Source organism: Streptomyces sp. NPDC041200, from assembly GCF_055591805.1.
The window spans coordinates 287,180-304,588 of record NZ_JBVIZF010000001.1 but is presented as its reverse complement, the minus strand read 5'-3'; the positions used below and the strand labels follow the sequence as shown (position 1 = coordinate 304,588).

Genomic DNA, 17,409 nt, shown 5'->3' with positions numbered 1-17,409 from the left:
GGCTCACCCGGACAGCTTGATGCTGACGGACGGCATCGTCGGGAGCTGGAAGTCGACCTCCGTGACGCTCTTGGGCGGGGCCGGGAACTGCGCGAAGAACGGTCGGCTCTCGTTCTCCTTGATCCCCGAGAGCCCCGTGGTGCACAGGCACTGCCCATCGGTGTCCCGGAGCACGAGATACCGCTTCTTGCCCTTCGCGTCGACCAGGGTCGCGCCCGACACGGACGAACGGGACTTGGCCAACTCCACCTCCGGGGAACGCCAGTCGATCGGGTTGAACAGCGTGCTGCCGCGGTTGGTCACCGTCCCGTTGACGGTGACGAAGCCGCCGCTGTCGCGCTCCGCGGAGTGGAGGGTGACGACGACGTTCTTCGGCCCCTTCATCTCGCCGATGACCTTCTTGGAGTCCGCGGCGGGCTCCGTCTCCCCCTGCCCGTCGTCGGTCTCGGCCTCGGTGGACTTCTGCGGGGAGCCGTCCCCCTTCCCGCCCTTCCCGCCGCCGTCACCGCTGCCGCACCCGGCCACGGCGAGGGCCAGGGCCGCTGCGAGCGCCGCCGCGGCAGCCCCCCTCCGGGCCTTCGTCGTGTGCCGAATGCTCATCGCTCGCTGTCCTTTGCTCGTCTACTCGTCAGTCGCTCAGTCGGCAAGGTGCACGGAGAACAGGTCTTTGACGTCCGGGAGCAGTTCCGGGCGCGCCGGGTCGATGGTGACGGTCTCGCCGTCACACATCAGGGTGATGACCGGCTTCTCGTCCTCGCCGCCGTTGCCTCCGCCGTCGTCGTCCCCGCCGCCGTCGTCTCCGTCCTCGTCGCCCGTGGGAGCCGGCGTCGGGGTCGGCGACGGCTCGTCAGGCGGCTGGAGCGTACAGCGCGGTCCTATGACCGCCTTGGCCTCCGCCTCGCCGTACTGGCCCTCCGTACCGGGGATGACGGTCTTGCCCACCGGCTTCTGCGTCTTGACGGTGACGGTGAAGGAGGTGGGCAGATACTCCGGGCCCTCGCAGCCGGTGACGTCCGCCCCGTTCTGCTGGGCGAACCACGTCGCCTCGTCACAGGCGCCCGTCGCCCCGATCCCCCGCCCGTTCAGCAGGTCCTCCAGCGGGCTGCCGTCCTTAACAGCCGTCAGCAGCGCCTCGCCCAGTTGGTTGCGGTACTCCTGGGCGGCGGCGAGGGCGGCCGCGTCGGCGGCGGTCTGTCCGCCGTTGCGGGTGGCCCCGGCCTGGCCCACCGCGAAGAAGGCGAGGGCGAGGAAGAGCAGGGCCGCGACCGCGGTGAGGTAGATCGGAAAGGCCTGCCCGGCGTCGCTGTCGCGGTATCCGCGAGCCTTCACGCGGTCACTCACCCGCTCGGTCAGATGCCGACGACCTGAGCGATCTTGTCGGAGATCGCGTTCGCGATCATGCTTCCGAAGTCCGTCGTCGCCAGTACCAGGACGATCGCGACCACCACAGCGATGATCCCCAGGTACTCGATCGAGGTCTGCCCCCGGTCGTTCCCCATAACGCGCTTCCCCATCGTGTTCCCCTCCGTGGGTGGCCGTCCCACTCTGGTCCGGCGACTGGGCCCCCGTGGTGTCGCTCGCGACACGAGCAAAGTACGCCGAAACAGCTGCCTCGGAACAGTGTCCCAGGGGGCATTGCCTTCCCGATACACGGTGTTCGAACCCTGTGCGCGGACCTCCGCCGCCGCGGCCCATCCCTCTCACCCCCTCCCGCCGCCGAGGAGTTCACCGTCGACGACTGTCCCACAACCGGTTGCGATCGCGAAGCATATTCGCCCAAATGACCGTCAATCTCCCGTGACCGAACCGAAGTCGGTGCCGGACCCGATGAAGAACCCCGCCACGAGCAGCACCATCGTCCCGGGCACCATGAAGGTGGTGATGACCATGGTCGCCTTGGGGACGGCGCGGGCCGCGCGGCGCCGGGCGTTCTGGGCGTCGGTGCGGCGCATGTCGTTCGCGATGGCGATCAGTGTCTCGACGATCGGAGCGCCCAGTTCCTCGCCCTGCTGAAGCGCCGTGACGAACTGGGCGACCTGTTCGGAGTCGTTCCGCTTCCGCAGTTCTTCGAACGCCTGGCGGCGGCTGACCCCCATGTCCATTTGCCGAAGTGTGATGCGAAGTTCATCCGCCCACGGGCCCTCGTACTTCTCGGACACCCGGTCCAGCGCCTGCCGGAAGCCCAGCCCGGCGCTCACCACGACCGCCAGCACGTCCAGGAAGTCGGGCAGCGTCCGGTCGATCGCGTCCTTCCGCTCCCGCACCGCCGCCCAGATGCCGACCTCGATCCAGAACAGGCCGAAGACGACCAGCAGCAGGGCCAGCACCAGCTGGCCCTTCATCAGCATGACCAGCGCGCCGCCGAAGCCGAGGATCCCGTAGACCGCCCGGCGGGCCGCGTACCGGTCGACCGTCAGCCCGCCCGGATGGCCCGCCAGATCGATGCGGCGGCGCACCCGCGCGACCCGCTTGTCGCCCATCAGCCGCAGCACCAGCGGGGCGTAGCGCATGCCGAGCCGGTCGACGGCCGAGCCGACCGCGTTCGTACGGGTCGCCCCGACCTCCAGCGCGACCGCGAGGTCGCTCGGCAGCTTGGCCTCGCTGCGGTACAGCGCGATGCCGTACGCGATGCCCGCCACCGCGAGCCCGGCCGCCAGCGCCAGCAGCACTCCGAATCCCATGCCCACTACCCCGGTACCTCGGTCAGACGTCGATCTTCGACATGCGGCGGATGAGGAAGAAGCCGATCCCGTACAGGGCGAAGGCCCCGATCACCGCGGCCTGGCCCCAGATGGACGCGGTCATGCGGTCCAGCGAGCCCGGCGCGATCCGGTTCATCAGCAGCAGCGTCCCGATGCCCATCAGCGGCACCACATACGCGGTGACGGTCACCTGGGAGAGCTGGGTGCGGACCTCGCGGCGGGTCTCCTTCCGCTCCTCCAGCGTGTGGGTGAGGTTGCGCAGCGAGCTGACCACGGTCCCGCCCGCGCGGTTCGACAGCACCAGCGTGGTGACCAGCACGACCAGCTCCCGGGACGGCAGCCGCTCGGCCAGCTCGCCCAGCGCGTCGTCCACCGAGTGACCCACCGCCAGTTTGGCGGCGACCTTGGACAGTTCCTCGCCCGCCGGGGCCTCCATCTCGTCCGCCGCCATGCTCAGCGCGGTCCGCAGCGCGAGCCCCGCCTGGGTGGCGTTGGCCAGGATGCGGGACAGCTCGGGCAGCTGGTTGATGAACCGTTCGATCCGCTTCTGCCGCTGCCAGCCCAGGAACCCGAACGCCGACCAGACGGCGATGACCGCCGCGATCGGGCCGAAGAACGCCGCCAGCAGCGACGCCGCCAGCAGCCACAGCCCGGCCGCCGCCCCGGCCGTGTAGACGAAGAACTCGCCGGGGGTGAGGTCCAGGCCCGTCGCCGCGAGCCGCAGCTCAAGACGGCGCCCCAGCGAGGTGGTGCGCAGCCGCCGGTCCACCCGGGCGAAGCGGCGCGAGCGCCCGGAGGCCTCCGCCGCGCCCGACTCCGAGAGCCGGTCGATCAGCGCGCGCTGCCGGTCCGTGCCCCGGGCGTACGTGTGCACCCCGGCGACACCCAGCGCGCCGCACACCAGCGTCGTGCCGAGCGTCAGCACCGCGAGCCGGTCCATGCGGCTACCTCCCATCCCGCGCGCCGTACGCGCCCGTGTCGTACGCGGCGCCCCGCGTGGTCAGCTGCGCCGGGAAGGCGGCCACCCCGAAGGCGGGCGGCACCGCCTCACCGGCCATCCGCAGCCGCTCGGCGACCCGCTCCGGCAGCGGGAAGTACGAGAACCGCCCGTGCACGATCCGGTCGGCGCCCATGGGCTGGGCGTCGAAGCGGCAGACGGTGGCGATGCGGTACTCCTCGTGGCCGTGGCTGTCGAGCAGCGCGATCTCGCTGATCCGGCGGGAGCCGTCGGCCTGCCGGACGAGCTGGACGATGCAGTCCACGGCGCTGTTGATCTGGTCGCGCAGCGCCTCGTACGGGATCGCCACGTCGGACATCGAGGCGAGCGTCTGGAGCCGCATCAGCGCGTCCTCGGCGCTGTTGGCGTGGACGGTGGCCAGCGAGCCGTCGTGACCGGTGGACATGGCCTGCAGCATGTCCAGGGTCTCGCCGCCGCGCACCTCGCCGACGATGATGCGGTCGGGGCGCATGCGCAGCGAGTTGCGGACCAGGTCGCGGATGGTGATGCGGCCCTTGCCCTCGACGTTGGGCGGCCGGGACTCCAGCCGGATGACATGGGTCTGCTGGAGCTGGAGTTCGGCGGCGTCCTCGACGGTGATGATGCGCTCGCCGTCCGGGATCAGCCCGGAGAGGGCGTTGAGCAGCGTGGTCTTTCCGGAGCCGGTGGGTCCGGAGACGACGACGTTGAACTTGCCCCGCACCAGCGCCGCGAGCAGCATCAGCATCTGCTCGTCCAGCGTGCCCATGCCGATCAGCTCGCTGAGGGTGTAGGCGCGCGGGAAGCGGCGGATGGTGAGCGTGGCGCCGGTGAGCGCCAGCGGCGGGATGATCACGTTGACCCGCTCACCGGACGGAAGGCGCGCGTCCACCATCGGATTCGACTCGTCCACCCGCCGGTTGACGGTGGAGACGATGCGCTCGATGGTCTGCATCAGCTGCTCTTCGGACGCGAACCGGACGGGCACCAGCTCGACCCGGCCCGCGCGCTCGACGAAGATCTGGTCCGGCCCGTTGACCATGATCTCGGTGATGGAGGCGTCCTCCAGCAGCGGTTCGAGCACGCCGAGGCCCAGCGCCTCGTCCACCACCCGGCGGATGAGCTGGGACCGTTCGCCGGTGGACAGCACCGGGCCCTCGCGGCTGATGATGTGGCCGAGGACGCGCTCCAGCCGGGTCCGGCGCTCGGCGGCGGCCAGCGAGGACATCTCGGCGAGGTCGATCTCCTCCAGCAGCTTGGCGCGGTAGACGGCGACGAGATGCCCGTCCTGGCGGCCCTCCGCGGGCCCCTCGGGCGCGTTGATACGGGCGCGCAGGCTCATGGCTGGCCTCCCGCCTGGAGGGATCCTTCGTCGCACGGCATAGTGGCGCTCCTCTCCGCGCTGCCGAAGATGTCGAAGCCGGGGAAGACCGAGGGGATCTCGACGGACGCGGTCGCGCTCGCCTCGTCCCCGACGCAGTCGCCGTCGCTGATGATCGTCTCGTCGGCCAGCCAGCCGCTGATCGCCGCCTTCCCGGCGGCATCCGGGCTGGTGCCCGGTTCGTCCAGCGACCCCATCCGCGCCGCCGCCCGCGCCGCCGTACCCGCCTGCTGGACCGCGTACGCGGCGATCCCCAGCTGAACGGCGGCCAGCGCGACGAGGATCAGGACCGGCAGAAAGCCGAGGAACTCGATCGACGCCTGCCCCCGGTCGCGGCCGGGCCTGGTCCTACGGGTCATCGCCGTACGCCCCCTCACTGCCCCGGGCCCGCCGCGGTTTCCGTCTCATCCGCCGCGCCCGCCGAACCGGTCACCGTCCACGGGAAGTCGGCGGCGCCCGGGAACAGGATCGGGACGTTCAGCGTCACCGTCGTTTTGTACACCGCGCCCTCGCCCCCACCGGGGCAGTCGACCTCGGCGCTCCAGGAGCCGGGGATGTCGTCCTGCGCCGCGGACTGGCAGGCGGCGGCTCCCCCGGCCGCGCCCGCCCGGGCCCCCTTGTCGGCCGCGTTGCCCGCGAGCGAGTACGTGTAGCCGACGAGCACGACCTGCCAGACCACCGCGAGCACGATGAGCGCCAGCGGCAGGACGCCGATGAACTCCACCGTGACCTGGCCGCGGTCGCCGCCCCGCTTGCGCAGGAAGCGGCCGGTGGCGGACGGCGGGATCTCGTTGAGCGCGTCCGTCCCCGCGCCCGCCTCGCCACCGCCGTCACCCTCGTCGAGCCCCACTCCTATGGCACGGCGCCGCCGCATCCCGGGCAGCGAGCGGTCGCCGCCCTGCGCCTGATGACCCCGGTGGGGGGTGCGGCGGCCCGGCGGGGGCGTGCCCTGCGCGCCGTCCACCAGGCCCAGTTCCCCGGCGAGCCCCCACAGCGCCTGCTTGACGGCGGACTTGGGGTCCAGGTCCTGCATCCGTCCCGAGTCGACGGCGGGCTGCAGCTCCTTGAACCCGGCCGGGATCGCGGTGCGCGCCACCGCCGTGCCCGTGGCGCGCGCGACCAGCTGCGGCTGGATCTCGGCGCTGCGGCTGTGCCGGTTGACGACCGTCACCGTCTCCTCGGCCTTGCGGACCTGGAGCCGGTCCCACAGCCGCACCATCCGCTTGGCGGCCCGCACCGCGACCACGTCCGGGGTGGTCACCAGCAGCGCGGTGTCGGCCTGTTCGACGATGGCCGCGCCCGCCGAGGTCATCTGCGTACCGCAGTCGACGATCACCAGCTCGAACCGGGTCCGCAGTGCCCCGACGACCTGCCGGGCCGCCCGGTCGGTGACCTCCTCGCCGCGCTCGCCCTCCCCCGGCGCGAGCAGCAGCCCGAGCCCGGTGTGGTGGGTGAAGACCGCGTCCTGGAGCACCCGCGGCGAGATGTCGGTGATCTGGGCCAGGTCGGCGATGGAGCGCCGGAACTGGACGTCGAGGTACGAGGCCACGTCGCCGGACTGGAGGTCCAGGTCGACCAGCGCGACGGTGCGTCCCGCCGCGCGCGCCGCCAGGGCGAGCTGCACGGCGGTGACGGTCGTACCGACCCCGCCCTTGGCGCCCGCGACGGCGACCAGCGTGCCGCCCGGCCCGGTGGCGGCCACGTCGCCGCCGCCCCCGAGGTGGCGCCGTACGCCGCTGGCCCACTGGGCGGCGGCCTGCACGCGGGCCGCCAGTTCGTCGTACGACAGCGGTATCCCGGCGATGCCGCGCGCGCCCGCGTCCATGGCGGCCGAGTACAGGGCCGGTCCCGCGTCGCCGGTGACCAGCACCACGCCCACCGCCGGGAAGCGCAGCGCGACCTCCCGGATCAGCTCCAGCGCGGGCGACGGGCCGATCCGCTCATGGACGAGGACGACCTCGGGCAGCTCCTCCAGGGAGGCGGCGGCCAGCGCGGCGAGGGTGTCCAGCAGCCGGGTCGAGTCGCCCACCGGCGCCGACGGTTCGACGCCGGGCAGCTGGCCGAGCAGCCCGCCGATGGCGCGGGCCGCGTCGGCGTCGCCGACGGCCGGGAGGATCCTGATCGTCACCGCGGCACCTCCTCACTCTTCTCCGACAGTCACGGGGTTCACGGGGGTCATTTGTCGCCGTCGAGGGTGTAGGTGCGGTCGCGCGGCGATACGGAGGCGTCGCCGCCGGGGCCGATCAGCGCGAGCCGTACGTGGGAGGCGAACGACTCGGCGTACGCGACGCGCTGGGCGTCCTTGGTGTCGAGCGCGAAGGTGATCGGCACGGCCTGGTCGACGCGGCGCTCGTCGTCCTCGTCCGGCTGGAGGGCCTTCAGCTCACCGACATCGATGACGTCCGCGTCCTGGACGATCAGCTTGGAGACCGGCGTCTCGCCCTGCGTCTTGCCCTCGAAGGTCGCGTAGACGTTGACCTTCGAGCCGGGGGTGATCTTGCCCGCGACCCCCGTCGCCGCGTCGACCATGATCGCGATCTCCTGCTGCCCGGACTTCAGCGCGGGCCGGTCGACGATCATGCCCTTCTGCAGGAGCGAGCCCCTGGTCAGCTCGGTCACGGCTATCTTGCCGCGCACCTCGTCGAGATCGGTGATCGCGGCGTCGGGCACCCAGCGCTCGGGCATCGAGACCGCCTCGAACGCCCCCGGCTCCAGCGCCTCGTAGGGCTTGATGTCCGACTTGAGCTTGTACGCGGTCGTCTCGGGGCCGACCTTCGACTCCACGTCGTTGACGACGGAGAGCACTCCGGCGAACGCGCCACCGGCGCACAGGACCGACAGGACCAGCAGGATGACTCCGCGGCGCTGGCGAGAATTCATGGACGGACAACCTCGTGAGTGGGACGTTTACCGGCTGGTCAGGGCAGGACGCTCGGCGGACTGGGTCAGGGCGGGAATCTCATCGCCGCGCGGCACCGGACAGGAGCAGAACGCGCAGCGGTCCCCGATGAGTTCGAAGCCGCACCAGTGGCACTCCTCTCTCCGCACGGACGCCACGAGCTGGTAGAGCACCGAGAGGTCCGGGATCGCCGCCGCGAACTCGATCAGCTTCGGGGTGCCCCACCAGCGCGCCGACTCGGGGGCCAGCGGCACGTCCTGGACGTCCCGGACGCCCCAGGAGGGCGCCAGCGCCCCGCTGACCCAGTCGTCGCGCGGGGCCGTCCCATGGCCGTGGCTGGTGAGCTGGCCGCGGGCGACGGTCATCTCGGTGGCGTACGCGGGCCCGGGCAGCGCCCCGCCCCCGCCCACCTTGATCAGCTGCGGTTCGGGGTGGGCGAGCACGCCGAAGTGGGTGCCCGGCATCCAGGACTTGACGTGCGAGGTGAGGCTCACCGGCACCCGGTCCAGCTTGGCGACGCTGCCGAGCAGCGCGCCCGCGTGCACGTAGTGCGCCAGCAGCCGGGCGGAACAGGCCAGCACGCCCGGGCTGAAGTCGGACACGGACAGCTGGCGCAGCTGACGGGCGATGACGGCGACGGCCAGCGGCGGCAGTTCGAGCGGGCACAGCGCCATCCGGTCGCTCTCCAGGACGGAGCGCACGGTGTGCAGTCTGCGGATGAAGGGCGGCGGGGTCGCGGCGGGATAGACCGTCACCAGATAGCCCTGGGAGTCGAGGAGCGCCCCGACCTCGGCGAGCGCGTCGTCGAGCGACTGCTCCTCCGGTGGCCGCAGCACTACGGCCGACGGGGTCTGCCCGTCGGGCGGTGGAAGCACCAGCTCACGGCTGGTGACTGCTATCGCGGTGGGCACGTCGGCTACCCCGTCTCACGTCGTCGCCGAGCGGCGGCGGCCGCAGGTCGTGAACTGCCCCTGGTCTGGTGCATCGTCACTTTATCCACGAAAGCCGCGTGAGAGAACAGTTCCTCAGAGTTACACCCTCCTGGTCCGCGCGCACCCCTGGTGCGCGGCCGGGAGTAGCCCGCGACCAGCGGATACGCATCATGGACTTGACAACCGCATTGGTCTGGACCACCTTGGTCGCACGCCTCAGGGGCCCCTGGACGCGCACTGGCACCACCTCCCTTTTTCTCCCCCCACGCTCGGAGGCTGTCGTGGCACGCGCACGGGTCGCACCTCTCAGGAAGCAACTGTTCGGAGCCGCGGTGGTCGCCGCGCTCGCCGCCGGCGGACTGATATCCACCGGCGCCCCCTCCCACGCGGCCGAAGGCCGCACCGCCGCCGTACCGGCGCACGCCGTCACCGGCTACTGGCAGAACTTCGACAACGGCGCGGCCGTGCAGAAGCTCGCCGACGTACCGGACGACTACGACATCATCGCCGTCGCCTTCGCGGACGCGACCGGAACGCCGGGCGGCGTCGGCTTCACCCTCGACCCGGCCGTCGGCTACGGCAGCGAACAGCAGTTCAAGGACGACATCAAGGCCAAGCAGGCCGCGGGCAAGTCCGTCATCATCTCCGTCGGCGGCCAGAACGGCACGGTCTCGGTCAGCGACGACGCCTCGGCGAACGCCTTCGCCGCCTCCATCACCGGCCTCATGGACGAATACGGCTTCGACGGCGTCGACATCGACCTCGAAAACGGCCTCAACGCCACCTACATGACCAAGGCGCTGAAGGCCGTCCACGACAAGAAGAGCGATGTCGTGGTGACGATGGCGCCGCAGACGATCGACATGCAGTCGCCGTCCACCGAGTACTTCAAGACGGCCCTGGGCATCAAGGACTTCCTGACCGTCGTCAACATGCAGTACTACAACAGCGGTTCGATGAACGGCTGCGACGGCAAGGTCTACGCCCAGGGCTCGGTCGACTTCCTCACCGCCCTCGCCTGCGTCCAGCTGGAGAACGGGCTCGCCCCGTCCCAGGTCGGCCTCGGCGTCCCCGCCTCCCCCAGCGGAGCGGGCTCCGGCTACGTGGAGCCGAGCGTGGTCAACGCGGCTCTCGACTGCCTCACCAAGGGCACCGGCTGCGGCAGCTTCAAGCCCGGCAAGACCTACCCGGGCCTGCGCGGCGCGATGACCTGGTCCACCAACTGGGACGCGGCGAGCGGAAACGCCTGGTCGAAGGCGGTCGGCCCCAAGGTCCACGGCCTCCCGTAGCCGCGACCACGCCGCACCGTGTCCGGGACACGGTGCGGCCATGGCTCTGACCAGGCCGGACAGAGACGGCCCTGTCCGGGACAGCCATCCGCTCTTCTCTCCCCGGCGGCACCGGCGCCAGACTCGCTGCCGGCCGATCGACCGATCAGGCCGGATCGAGAGAACGGGGTAAGCCCGATGAGCAGCAGGAGTCGCGTCCTCACCGGATGCGCTACGGCAGCGGCGGCGGTGAGCCTTCTCGCCCTGAGCGCCGGCTCGGCCGCGGCGGGGCCGGTCAGCGAAAGCGTTGTGTCGTACGACTCGCCCAAGGGCGGCTGGGCGTCCGCCCATGCCTATGTGTCCGTCGACGGTGTCTTCCTCAACGTCTGTGACGGCGGGAAGGCCGACGGTCGCCGCGCGGTGGGCTATCTGTACTTCGGCGGTGAGCGGATCATGGCCGAGCAGGCCACGGGCGGGTCCGGGTCCTGCTCGCCCCCGCGTACGAGCCTCGGCTGGACGGACGGGGCCGGCTACTTCACGGTGAAGGCGTGCACCCGGGACGGCGCGGGCGGCTCGGACCAGGGCTGCAACAGCTGGAGGTTCTACTTCGACGGGAAGTACTGAGCGGCCGCGTGCGGTCAGCAGCTTGTGGAGGGGACGGGGGTGCCCCTCCACAAGCTGGGCCGCCACCCGAATGGATGTCACCCAGGCGAGCGGCGTCTACCTCAGGGCTTGGGCAGCGCGCATCCGGACAGGGTGAGGTCGATCCTGTTGCCGGTGGTCACGCACTTGGTGATCCCGTAGGTCTGCTGGGCGTAGTTGATGCCCTTGCGGACCGTCACCTTCCCGCTCTCGTCGACCTCGCACGGGTTGTTGAGGGTGCACTGCGCGCCGTCCTCGTTGCCCGTGTTGTTCACGGCCAGGACCGTGCCGGTGGTGGCGTCGACGACGGGCGAACCGGACGTTCCGCCAATCGTGTTACAGGCGGAGGTGTAGCGGACCGAGTCCTTCCAGGTCCAGTCGCCTTCCTTGAGACGGTATGCGAATCCGTCGATATTGCAGGAGTAGATCTTCTTCCAGTAGCCGGAGACCACCTTGATGCTGGTGCCCTGGGCCGGGCGGCTGTCCGACAGTTGCAGTGCCTTGATGCCGTACCGCTGCTGTATTTGCGCGTACGTCGAGGTCAGCTGGTACAGGGAGACGTCGGTGTCGGTCATGGTCGCGTACGCGACCTTGCTCGCCCGTACCGTGCCCGCGCTCCCGCCGGAGCTGTTCAGCAGGGTGAAGCTGCGGCTTGACGCCTTGTTGACGATCACCTCGCCCGCGCCCGGGAAGCCGGTCTCCAGGCAGTGCCCGTTGGAGAGGACGAGCGCGGGGTCGGTGTCGGCGGACTTCGCGGTCCGTACGACCGAGCCGGAGCAGTTGCTGAGCGCGACCGTTCCGGCGAAGTCGACCGCCTGCGCGGCCTGGGTGTGGGAGGCGGCGGCCGCCGCCGGAGCGGCACCGGCGCCCACGAGGGTCGCGCCGCCCAATAAGAGGGCCGAGAGCGCGCCGACGAGAGGTCTGTTCACAGGGGGGTTCCTTCCCTCGATGAGAAGTTCCTTCGGCTTCGACCATTTCCCACCCTTGACCATGTCATGCGCATGGCCGAACACTGGCGCAGCAGTCGCTCGCCCTTCACCCCCCAGGAGCATGTATGCGACTTCGCACCCGCGGCAGACGGGTTACCGCCCTCGCCGCCCTGTTGTCCCTCGCCCTCGCCGCGCCGATCGCGGCCCAGGCGGACGATCCGGCCCCCGGGCGCGCCACCTCGGCCGATGCGGCGGCCGACGCGGCGTCCCGCCCGGGCGCCGCCGATGAGAACGTGCGCCAATACGAGGTCGCGGGCCCCGCCTCCCCGGCCGAGCGCTCCGCCGTCGCCGCCACCGGCGTCTCCATCGACGAGACGGACGCCCGTTCCCTCGTCGTCACCGCCGACTCCGCCCAGGCCAAGCGGCTGCGCGGGCTCGGCTACCGGCTCACCGCGCTGCCCGGTCCGGCCGACCGCGGCACGGGCCGGGCGGCCGCGCCGTTCGACTTCCCGTCGGCGGACTCGAAGTACCACAACTACGCCGAGATGAACGCCGAGATCGACGCGGCCGTAGCCAAGTACCCCACCCTGCTGAGCAAGCGCGTCATTGGAAAGTCGTACGAGGGCCGGAACATCGTCGCGCTGAAGATCAGCGACAACGTGGCCACCGACGAGGCCGAGCCCGAGGTGCTGTTCACCCACCACCAGCACGCCCGCGAGCACCTCACCGTCGAGATGGCGCTGTACCTGCTGCACCAGCTGACCGACGGCTACGGCACCGACTCCCGCATCACCGACATCGTCAACGGCCGCGAGATCTGGATCGTCCCGGACCTCAACCCGGACGGCGGCGAGTACGACATCGCGACCGGCACCTACCGCAGCTGGCGCAAGAACCGGCAGCCCAACTCCGGCTCCTCCTCCGTCGGCACCGACCTCAACCGCAACTGGGACTACAAGTGGGGCTGCTGCGGCGGCTCCTCCGGCTCCGCGGGCTCCGAGACCTACCGCGGCGCCAAGGCCGAGTCGGCCCCCGAGGTGAAGGTCGTCGCGGACTTCGCGCGCAGCCGGGTTGTCGGCGGCAAGCAGCAGCTCAAGGCCTCCATCGACTTCCACACCTACAGCGAGCTGGTGCTGTGGCCGTTCGGCTGGACGTACAGCGACACCGCGACCGGGATGACCAAGGACGACCACGACGCGTTCGCCGCGATCGGCAAGAAGATGGCGGCGAGCAACGGCTACACCCCCGAGCAGTCGAGCGACCTCTACATCACGGACGGGACGATCGACGACTGGCTGTGGGGCAGCCAGAAGGTGTTCGCATACACGTTCGAGATGTACCCGTCGTCCGCCGGGGCGGGCGGCTTCTACCCGCCGGACGAGGTGATCGCCCGCGAGACGAGCCGTAACAAGGACGCGGTGCTGCAGCTGCTGGAGAACGCGGACTGCATGTACCGGTCGATCGGCAAGGAAGCGCAGTACTGCGCGACGAGCTGACGCCGGCCGGCCGCGCCCCGGGGTCCCCGCGGACCCCGGGGCGTACGTACGGCTAGATCACCAGGCTCAGCAGGCCCGCCACCGCGAAGCCCGCCACCGACAGCACCGACTCCAGCACGGTCCACGACTTCAGCGTGTCCCGCTCGGAGATCCCGAAGTACTTCGCCACCATCCAGAATCCGCCGTCGTTGACGTGCGAGGCGAAGATCGAGCCCGCCGAGATCGCCATGATGACCAGCGCCAGATGGGCCTGCGAGTAGTCGCCCGAGGCCAGCATCGGGGAGACGATGCCCGCGGTGGTGACGATGGCGACCGTCGCCGAGCCCTGGGCGACCCGCAGCACCACCGAGATCAGCCAGGACAGCAGGATGACCGGCAGGCCCGCGCTGTCGAAGGCGTCCGCGAGGGCCTGGGCGACGCCGCTGCCCTTGAGGACCGCGCCGAAGACACCGCCCGCGCCGACGACCAGGATGATGTTGCCGACCGGCTTGAGCGAGGCGGTGGAGACGGTCTCCAGGGACTTGCGGGACCAGCCGCGCCGGATGCCCAGCAGGTAGTACGCGAGGAACAGGGCGATCGTCAGCGCCACGAAGGGGTGGCCGAAGAACTCGATGACCGAGCGCCCGGTGCTCGGGTCCAGCGCGATGGAGGAGAAGGTCGCGCAGAGGATGAGCAGCAGCGGCGTACCGATGATGGCGAGGACCGTGCTCACGGCCACCGGCCGCTCGGCAGCGCCTCCGGCCCGCTGTTCGGCCTCGACCGCCTGCCGGGACTCCTCCGCCGCCTCGACCATGTCCTGCGGTACGGGGACGAAGAGCCGCTTGCCGATCCAGGCGGCGTACGCCCACGCGGCGAGCACCGACGGGATGCCGACGAGGATGCCCATCAGGATGACCCAGCCCAGGTCGACATGGAGCAGTCCGGCCGCGGCGACCGGGCCGGGGTGCGGGGGCAGGAAGGCGTGGGTCATGGAGAGCCCGGCCAGCAGCGGCATCGCGTACAGCACGATCGACTTGCCGCTGCGCTTGGTGGCCGCGTAGACGATCGGCGCCAGGACGAAGATGCCGACGTCGAAGAAGACGGGGATGCCGAAGATCAGGCCGGTGAGCCCCATGGCGAGCGGCGCCCGCTTCTCCCCGAAGAGGCCGAGCAGCCGGGAGCTGAGCGCCTCGGCGCCGCCGGAGACCTCCAGGATCGCGCCGAGCATGGTGCCCAGGCCGATGATGATCGCGATGTGGCCGAGGATGCCGCCCATACCGGATTCGATCAGCGAGACGGCGTCGGACTTCTGGACGGTGCCGAAGAGTTCGGTGACCGAGAGCCCGGCGGCGAGGCCGACGGCTATGGAGACGCCGAGCAGCGCGACGAAGGGCTGCAGCCGGACCTTGATGATCAGGTAGAGGAGGAGGGCGATGCCCAGGGCGGCGACGGTCAGCAGACCGGCGGTGCCGGGGATGACCGCGAGCAGGCCACCGGTGTGGGGTGGGGTCTCGGCAGCGGGGGCGGCTGCGAGCAGCATGGGGGACTCCGGAAAGTGGGTAGGGGGTACCGCCGCACGGCGGGGGGCCGCGCGCGGAGGGAATCTGGGTGCGGGTGATCAGGGGTCTGGTCCCGGCGACGTCGGTGGACAGATGTGGGGGGGGTTCCGGGGCGGGCGGGGTGCGGACCCGCCCGCCCCGGGCGTTACTTCACGGGGTGTCAGCCGAGGACGGCGAGCGCGTCGATCTCGACGAGCAGTCCGGCGGGGAGGCCGACGTAGATCGTCGTACGGGCCGCCGGGGCCTCCTTGAGGTCCGCGAAGAACTCGTTGTAGATCTCGTTGAACTCGGCGAAGTGGCCGGTGTCGGTGAGGTAGACGCGGATCATCATCACGTCTTCCCAGCTCGCCTCGCCCGCCTCCAGCACGGACTGCACGTTGCGCAGGGTCTGCAGGGTCTGCTCGCGCAGGCCCGGCCCGACCGGGGCGGGGGCCTGGCCGGGGACCGCGGGGCCGAAGCCGACCTGACCGGCGACCTGGAAGATGTTGCCCTTCTTGACGCCGTGCGAGAACTTCGCGGGCGGGGCGGTGTGGGTGGCCGGGGTGATCGCGGTCTTCTGCAGCTTGTCGGTCATGAGGAGGATTCCTCGGCTCTCTTCTCGGGTGTGACGTGCGGTGTTGCGTCGGGGGTAACTTCAGGTGGCGCCTCGGGTGTTCCCTGCCCGCCGGACGGCCGGGCCGGGACGCCGCCCGAGTACTCCCGGCTGATGTCCTCCGCGGTGCGGCGCACCATGGGCAGCAGGGTGAGGAGTTCGTCCGCGGTGACGACGACGTTCGGCGCCGACACCGAGCACGCGGCCACGACCCGGCCGTCCGCGCCCCGGATGGGCGCCCCGACGCAGTTGATCGACTCCTCGTGGCCGCCGAGGTCGGTGGCCCAGCCCTGCTCCCGTACGGTCTCCAGCTCCCGCAGGAACGCGGCGGCGTTCGGGGTGGAGCGGGCCGTGTACGCCGGGTACGGGAGCCGTTCGGCCAGAGCCCGCCGCTCGGGCTCCGGCAGGTCCGCCAGCAACAGCTTGGCGACGGCCGCGACCGTGATCGCGACGGGCTTGCCGATCCGCGAGTACATCCGCACCGGGTAGCGGCTCTCCACCTTGTCGATGTAGAGGACCTCGTTCTCCTCGTACACCGCGAGGTGCACGGTGTGTCCGCACCGCTCGTTGAGCGCGACCAGATGGGGGTGGGCGATCTCCCGTACGTCCAGGTTCTCCACCGCCTCCTGGGCGAGCGCGAAGAGGCGGGCGCCGAGCCGGTAGCGCTGGTCCCTCTGGCGGTAGACCATGCCGTGTTCGTGCAGCGTGCGCAGCAGCCGCAGCGCGGTCGACTTGTGCACGCCGAGCCGCGAGGCGACCTGCTCCAGATTGGCGGGTCCCTCCGCCAGCAGGGGCAGGATGCTCAGCGCTCGGTCGACGGTCTGGCTCATGGGTCGGTTACCTCCACCACCGCGGTATCGGACCTCGATTGCGCCGGGTTTGCCCAGCCGGGGCCGAATCGCAGTGTGCCCCACTCGGCGGCGTCCAGGCTCACCAGCCGGTCGGCGTACGCGCGGGGCGGCGGGGTGCCGAGGTCGCCGGGGACGGTGAGGGCGGCGGCCGCCATCAGATGGCCGTGCCGCAGCCGCTGGGCGACGGGCAGGCCGCGCAGGGTGCCGGAGAGGAAGCCCGCGGCGAAGGCGTCGCCCGCGCCGACCGGGGCCACGACGTCCACGCGCAGGGCGGGCGCGAAGGTGACGGTGTCGGCGCCGTCCGCCCCACGGGCGTACGCGGTGGCCCCGTCGCTGCCCTGCTTGACCACCAGCACGTCCGGCTCGGGCAGCGCCTCGCGGATCGCGGCCGCGCCGCCGCGTATGCCCCAGGCGGCCTCCGCCTCGTCCTCGCCGACGAAGACCAGGTCGCAGCCGCGGGCGAGGTCGAGCAGCACGGACGGTCCCTCGTCCGGGGACCGTTCAGGGTCCTCCCACAGCGAGACGCGGTAGTTGAGGTCGAAGGAGACCAGCGGGCGGCCGGGGGCGCGGGCGGTCAGCTCGCGCATCAGGGCGAGGCAGTCGGGCGAGAGCGCCGGGGTGATGCCGGTGAGGTGGAGGACCCGGCCGGACCAGGTCTGTTCGCGCGGCATGAGCGCCGGGGACATGGCCGAGGCGGCGGATCCGGCGCGGTAGTAGACGACCTCGGCGAGCGGCTGCGCGTCGTCCTGTTCCGGGGCCCCCGGCTCGACGGCCCGCTCGCCGGCCGTACGGAAGTAGATCCCGGTGGGGCGGCGCGGGTCGCGCTGGACGCCGCCGACGTCCACCCCGGTCGCCGCGATCTCCGTCAGCAGATGGTCGCCGAAGCCGTCGGCGCCGACCCGGCTGATCCAGCGCACGCTGTGCCCCGCGCCCGCCAGCCCGCACGCCACGTTGGACTCGGCGCCGCCGATACCCCGCGCGAAGGCGGGCACCTCCGCGAGGCGGCCCGGCCGGGACGGCACGAAGGTCACCATCGACTCGCCGAGGCACACGACGTCGACACTCGGGGCTGGACGCACGATGGGTCTCGCTCCTTGCGGGTGGGTAGGACACACCGTTGACCCGGTGCTTGGCCGGATGTTAAACAGCGCTAAGCGTTATACGCAATGAACGTTGCAGAGAATGCAACCAGAATTTCTATGG

General features: G+C 71.2%; 18 protein-coding genes. 3 read left to right on the top strand and 15 right to left on the bottom strand.

From position 1 onward, the window contains the following. Nucleotides 1-3: 3 nt before the first annotated feature. The 10 genes from ACZ6CL_RS01505 to ACZ6CL_RS01460 form a co-directional block, all read right to left on the bottom strand. Nucleotides 4-600 carry a hypothetical protein gene (locus ACZ6CL_RS01505; RefSeq protein ID WP_468929734.1) on the bottom strand — a complete coding sequence of 199 codons (597 nt, stop codon included), beginning with the start codon at nucleotides 598-600 and terminating at the stop codon, nucleotides 4-6. 36 nt (nucleotides 601-636) lie between these two features. Then, nucleotides 637-1,329, bottom strand: a complete 693-nt coding sequence (locus ACZ6CL_RS01500) for a pilus assembly protein TadG-related protein (protein WP_468929732.1) — start codon at nucleotides 1,327-1,329, stop codon at nucleotides 637-639. 20 nt (nucleotides 1,330-1,349) lie between these two features. Further along, on the bottom strand, nucleotides 1,350-1,514 hold the full coding sequence (locus ACZ6CL_RS01495; protein WP_179936527.1) for a hypothetical protein: 165 nt from the start codon (nucleotides 1,512-1,514) through the stop codon (nucleotides 1,350-1,352). A 273-nt stretch (nucleotides 1,515-1,787) separates the two neighbouring features. Continuing rightward, on the bottom strand, nucleotides 1,788-2,681 hold the full coding sequence (locus ACZ6CL_RS01490) for a DUF5936 domain-containing protein (RefSeq protein ID WP_468929729.1): 894 nt from the start codon (nucleotides 2,679-2,681) through the stop codon (nucleotides 1,788-1,790). A 22-nt stretch (nucleotides 2,682-2,703) separates the two neighbouring features. Next, entirely contained in the window at nucleotides 2,704-3,642 is a 939-nt protein-coding gene (locus tag ACZ6CL_RS01485; RefSeq protein WP_468929726.1) for a type II secretion system F family protein, read from the bottom strand. A gap of 4 nt (nucleotides 3,643-3,646) precedes the next feature. Continuing rightward, nucleotides 3,647-5,020, bottom strand: a complete 1,374-nt coding sequence (locus tag ACZ6CL_RS01480; RefSeq protein WP_468929723.1) for a CpaF family protein — start codon at nucleotides 5,018-5,020, stop codon at nucleotides 3,647-3,649. Next, nucleotides 5,017-5,418 carry a TadE/TadG family type IV pilus assembly protein gene (locus ACZ6CL_RS01475; RefSeq protein WP_468929720.1) on the bottom strand — a complete coding sequence of 134 codons (402 nt, stop codon included), beginning with the start codon at nucleotides 5,416-5,418 and terminating at the stop codon, nucleotides 5,017-5,019. The genes ACZ6CL_RS01480 and ACZ6CL_RS01475 overlap by 4 nt, the downstream gene beginning before the upstream one ends. Before the next feature lie 14 nt (nucleotides 5,419-5,432). Then, nucleotides 5,433-7,187, bottom strand: a complete 1,755-nt coding sequence (locus ACZ6CL_RS01470) for an AAA family ATPase (RefSeq protein ID WP_468929718.1) — start codon at nucleotides 7,185-7,187, stop codon at nucleotides 5,433-5,435. A gap of 47 nt (nucleotides 7,188-7,234) precedes the next feature. Continuing rightward, complete coding sequence (gene cpaB / locus ACZ6CL_RS01465) at nucleotides 7,235-7,939, bottom strand: Flp pilus assembly protein CpaB (protein ID WP_468929715.1); 705 nt, start codon at nucleotides 7,937-7,939, stop codon at nucleotides 7,235-7,237. A gap of 27 nt (nucleotides 7,940-7,966) precedes the next feature. Further along, complete coding sequence (locus tag ACZ6CL_RS01460) at nucleotides 7,967-8,869, bottom strand: hypothetical protein (protein ID WP_468929714.1); 903 nt, start codon at nucleotides 8,867-8,869, stop codon at nucleotides 7,967-7,969. Between the two features lie 302 nt (nucleotides 8,870-9,171). Here ACZ6CL_RS01460 and ACZ6CL_RS01455 point away from each other — a divergent pair, with 302 nt between their 5' ends. Continuing rightward, nucleotides 9,172-10,179, top strand: coding sequence for a chitinase (locus ACZ6CL_RS01455; protein WP_468929712.1), 1,008 nt, complete (start codon nucleotides 9,172-9,174; stop codon nucleotides 10,177-10,179). Between the two features lie 177 nt (nucleotides 10,180-10,356). Then, a complete protein-coding gene (locus ACZ6CL_RS01450) occupies nucleotides 10,357-10,782 on the top strand; it encodes a hypothetical protein (protein ID WP_468929710.1) in 426 nt (141 codons plus the stop codon). Between the two features lie 101 nt (nucleotides 10,783-10,883). On the opposite strand, the gene ACZ6CL_RS01445 is transcribed toward ACZ6CL_RS01450, so the two are convergent. Further along, nucleotides 10,884-11,729, bottom strand: a complete 846-nt coding sequence (locus ACZ6CL_RS01445; RefSeq protein ID WP_468929708.1) for a S1 family peptidase — start codon at nucleotides 11,727-11,729, stop codon at nucleotides 10,884-10,886. Nucleotides 11,730-11,854: 125 nt separating this feature from the next. On the opposite strand from ACZ6CL_RS01445, the gene ACZ6CL_RS01440 reads away from it, so the two are divergent. Further along, entirely contained in the window at nucleotides 11,855-13,225 is a 1,371-nt protein-coding gene (locus tag ACZ6CL_RS01440) for a M14 family metallopeptidase (protein WP_468929705.1), read from the top strand. 52 nt (nucleotides 13,226-13,277) lie between these two features. Here ACZ6CL_RS01440 and ACZ6CL_RS01435 read toward each other — a convergent pair whose 3' ends face one another. The 4 genes from ACZ6CL_RS01435 to ACZ6CL_RS01420 form a co-directional block, all read right to left on the bottom strand. Then, a complete protein-coding gene (locus ACZ6CL_RS01435; protein WP_468929702.1) occupies nucleotides 13,278-14,744 on the bottom strand; it encodes a GntP family permease in 1,467 nt (488 codons plus the stop codon). 179 nt (nucleotides 14,745-14,923) lie between these two features. Continuing rightward, nucleotides 14,924-15,337 carry a RidA family protein gene (locus tag ACZ6CL_RS01430; RefSeq protein ID WP_468929701.1) on the bottom strand — a complete coding sequence of 138 codons (414 nt, stop codon included), beginning with the start codon at nucleotides 15,335-15,337 and terminating at the stop codon, nucleotides 14,924-14,926. After that, the gene (locus ACZ6CL_RS01425) at nucleotides 15,334-16,185 is read right to left on the bottom strand and encodes an IclR family transcriptional regulator (protein WP_468929698.1); all 852 of its coding nucleotides are present in this window, start codon (nucleotides 16,183-16,185) and stop codon (nucleotides 15,334-15,336) included. The genes ACZ6CL_RS01430 and ACZ6CL_RS01425 overlap by 4 nt, the downstream gene beginning before the upstream one ends. Then, nucleotides 16,182-17,285, bottom strand: coding sequence for a sugar kinase (locus ACZ6CL_RS01420; protein WP_468929696.1), 1,104 nt, complete (start codon nucleotides 17,283-17,285; stop codon nucleotides 16,182-16,184). The genes ACZ6CL_RS01425 and ACZ6CL_RS01420 overlap by 4 nt, the downstream gene beginning before the upstream one ends. Nucleotides 17,286-17,409 lie beyond the last annotated feature (124 nt).

What these genes read in the sequence shown, in the direction of transcription:
- ACZ6CL_RS01505 (WP_468929734.1), bottom strand. Translation starts at nt 600, where the DNA reads ATGAGCATTCGGCACACGACGAAGGCCCGGAGGGGGGCTGCCGCGGCG.
- ACZ6CL_RS01495 (WP_179936527.1), bottom strand. Translation starts at nt 1,514, where the DNA reads ATGGGGAAGCGCGTTATGGGGAACGACCGGGGGCAGACCTCGATCGAG.
- ACZ6CL_RS01490 (WP_468929729.1), bottom strand. Translation starts at nt 2,681, where the DNA reads ATGGGATTCGGAGTGCTGCTGGCGCTGGCGGCCGGGCTCGCGGTGGCG.
- ACZ6CL_RS01485 (WP_468929726.1), bottom strand. Translation starts at nt 3,642, where the DNA reads ATGGACCGGCTCGCGGTGCTGACGCTCGGCACGACGCTGGTGTGCGGC.
- ACZ6CL_RS01480 (WP_468929723.1), bottom strand. Translation starts at nt 5,020, where the DNA reads ATGAGCCTGCGCGCCCGTATCAACGCGCCCGAGGGGCCCGCGGAGGGC.
- ACZ6CL_RS01475 (WP_468929720.1), bottom strand. Translation starts at nt 5,418, where the DNA reads ATGACCCGTAGGACCAGGCCCGGCCGCGACCGGGGGCAGGCGTCGATC.
- cpaB (WP_468929715.1), bottom strand. Translation starts at nt 7,939, where the DNA reads ATGAATTCTCGCCAGCGCCGCGGAGTCATCCTGCTGGTCCTGTCGGTC.
- ACZ6CL_RS01450 (WP_468929710.1), top strand. Translation starts at nt 10,357, where the DNA reads ATGAGCAGCAGGAGTCGCGTCCTCACCGGATGCGCTACGGCAGCGGCG.
- ACZ6CL_RS01440 (WP_468929705.1), top strand. Translation starts at nt 11,855, where the DNA reads ATGCGACTTCGCACCCGCGGCAGACGGGTTACCGCCCTCGCCGCCCTG.
- ACZ6CL_RS01435 (WP_468929702.1), bottom strand. Translation starts at nt 14,744, where the DNA reads ATGCTGCTCGCAGCCGCCCCCGCTGCCGAGACCCCACCCCACACCGGT.
- ACZ6CL_RS01430 (WP_468929701.1), bottom strand. Translation starts at nt 15,337, where the DNA reads ATGACCGACAAGCTGCAGAAGACCGCGATCACCCCGGCCACCCACACC.
- ACZ6CL_RS01425 (WP_468929698.1), bottom strand. Translation starts at nt 16,185, where the DNA reads ATGAGCCAGACCGTCGACCGAGCGCTGAGCATCCTGCCCCTGCTGGCG.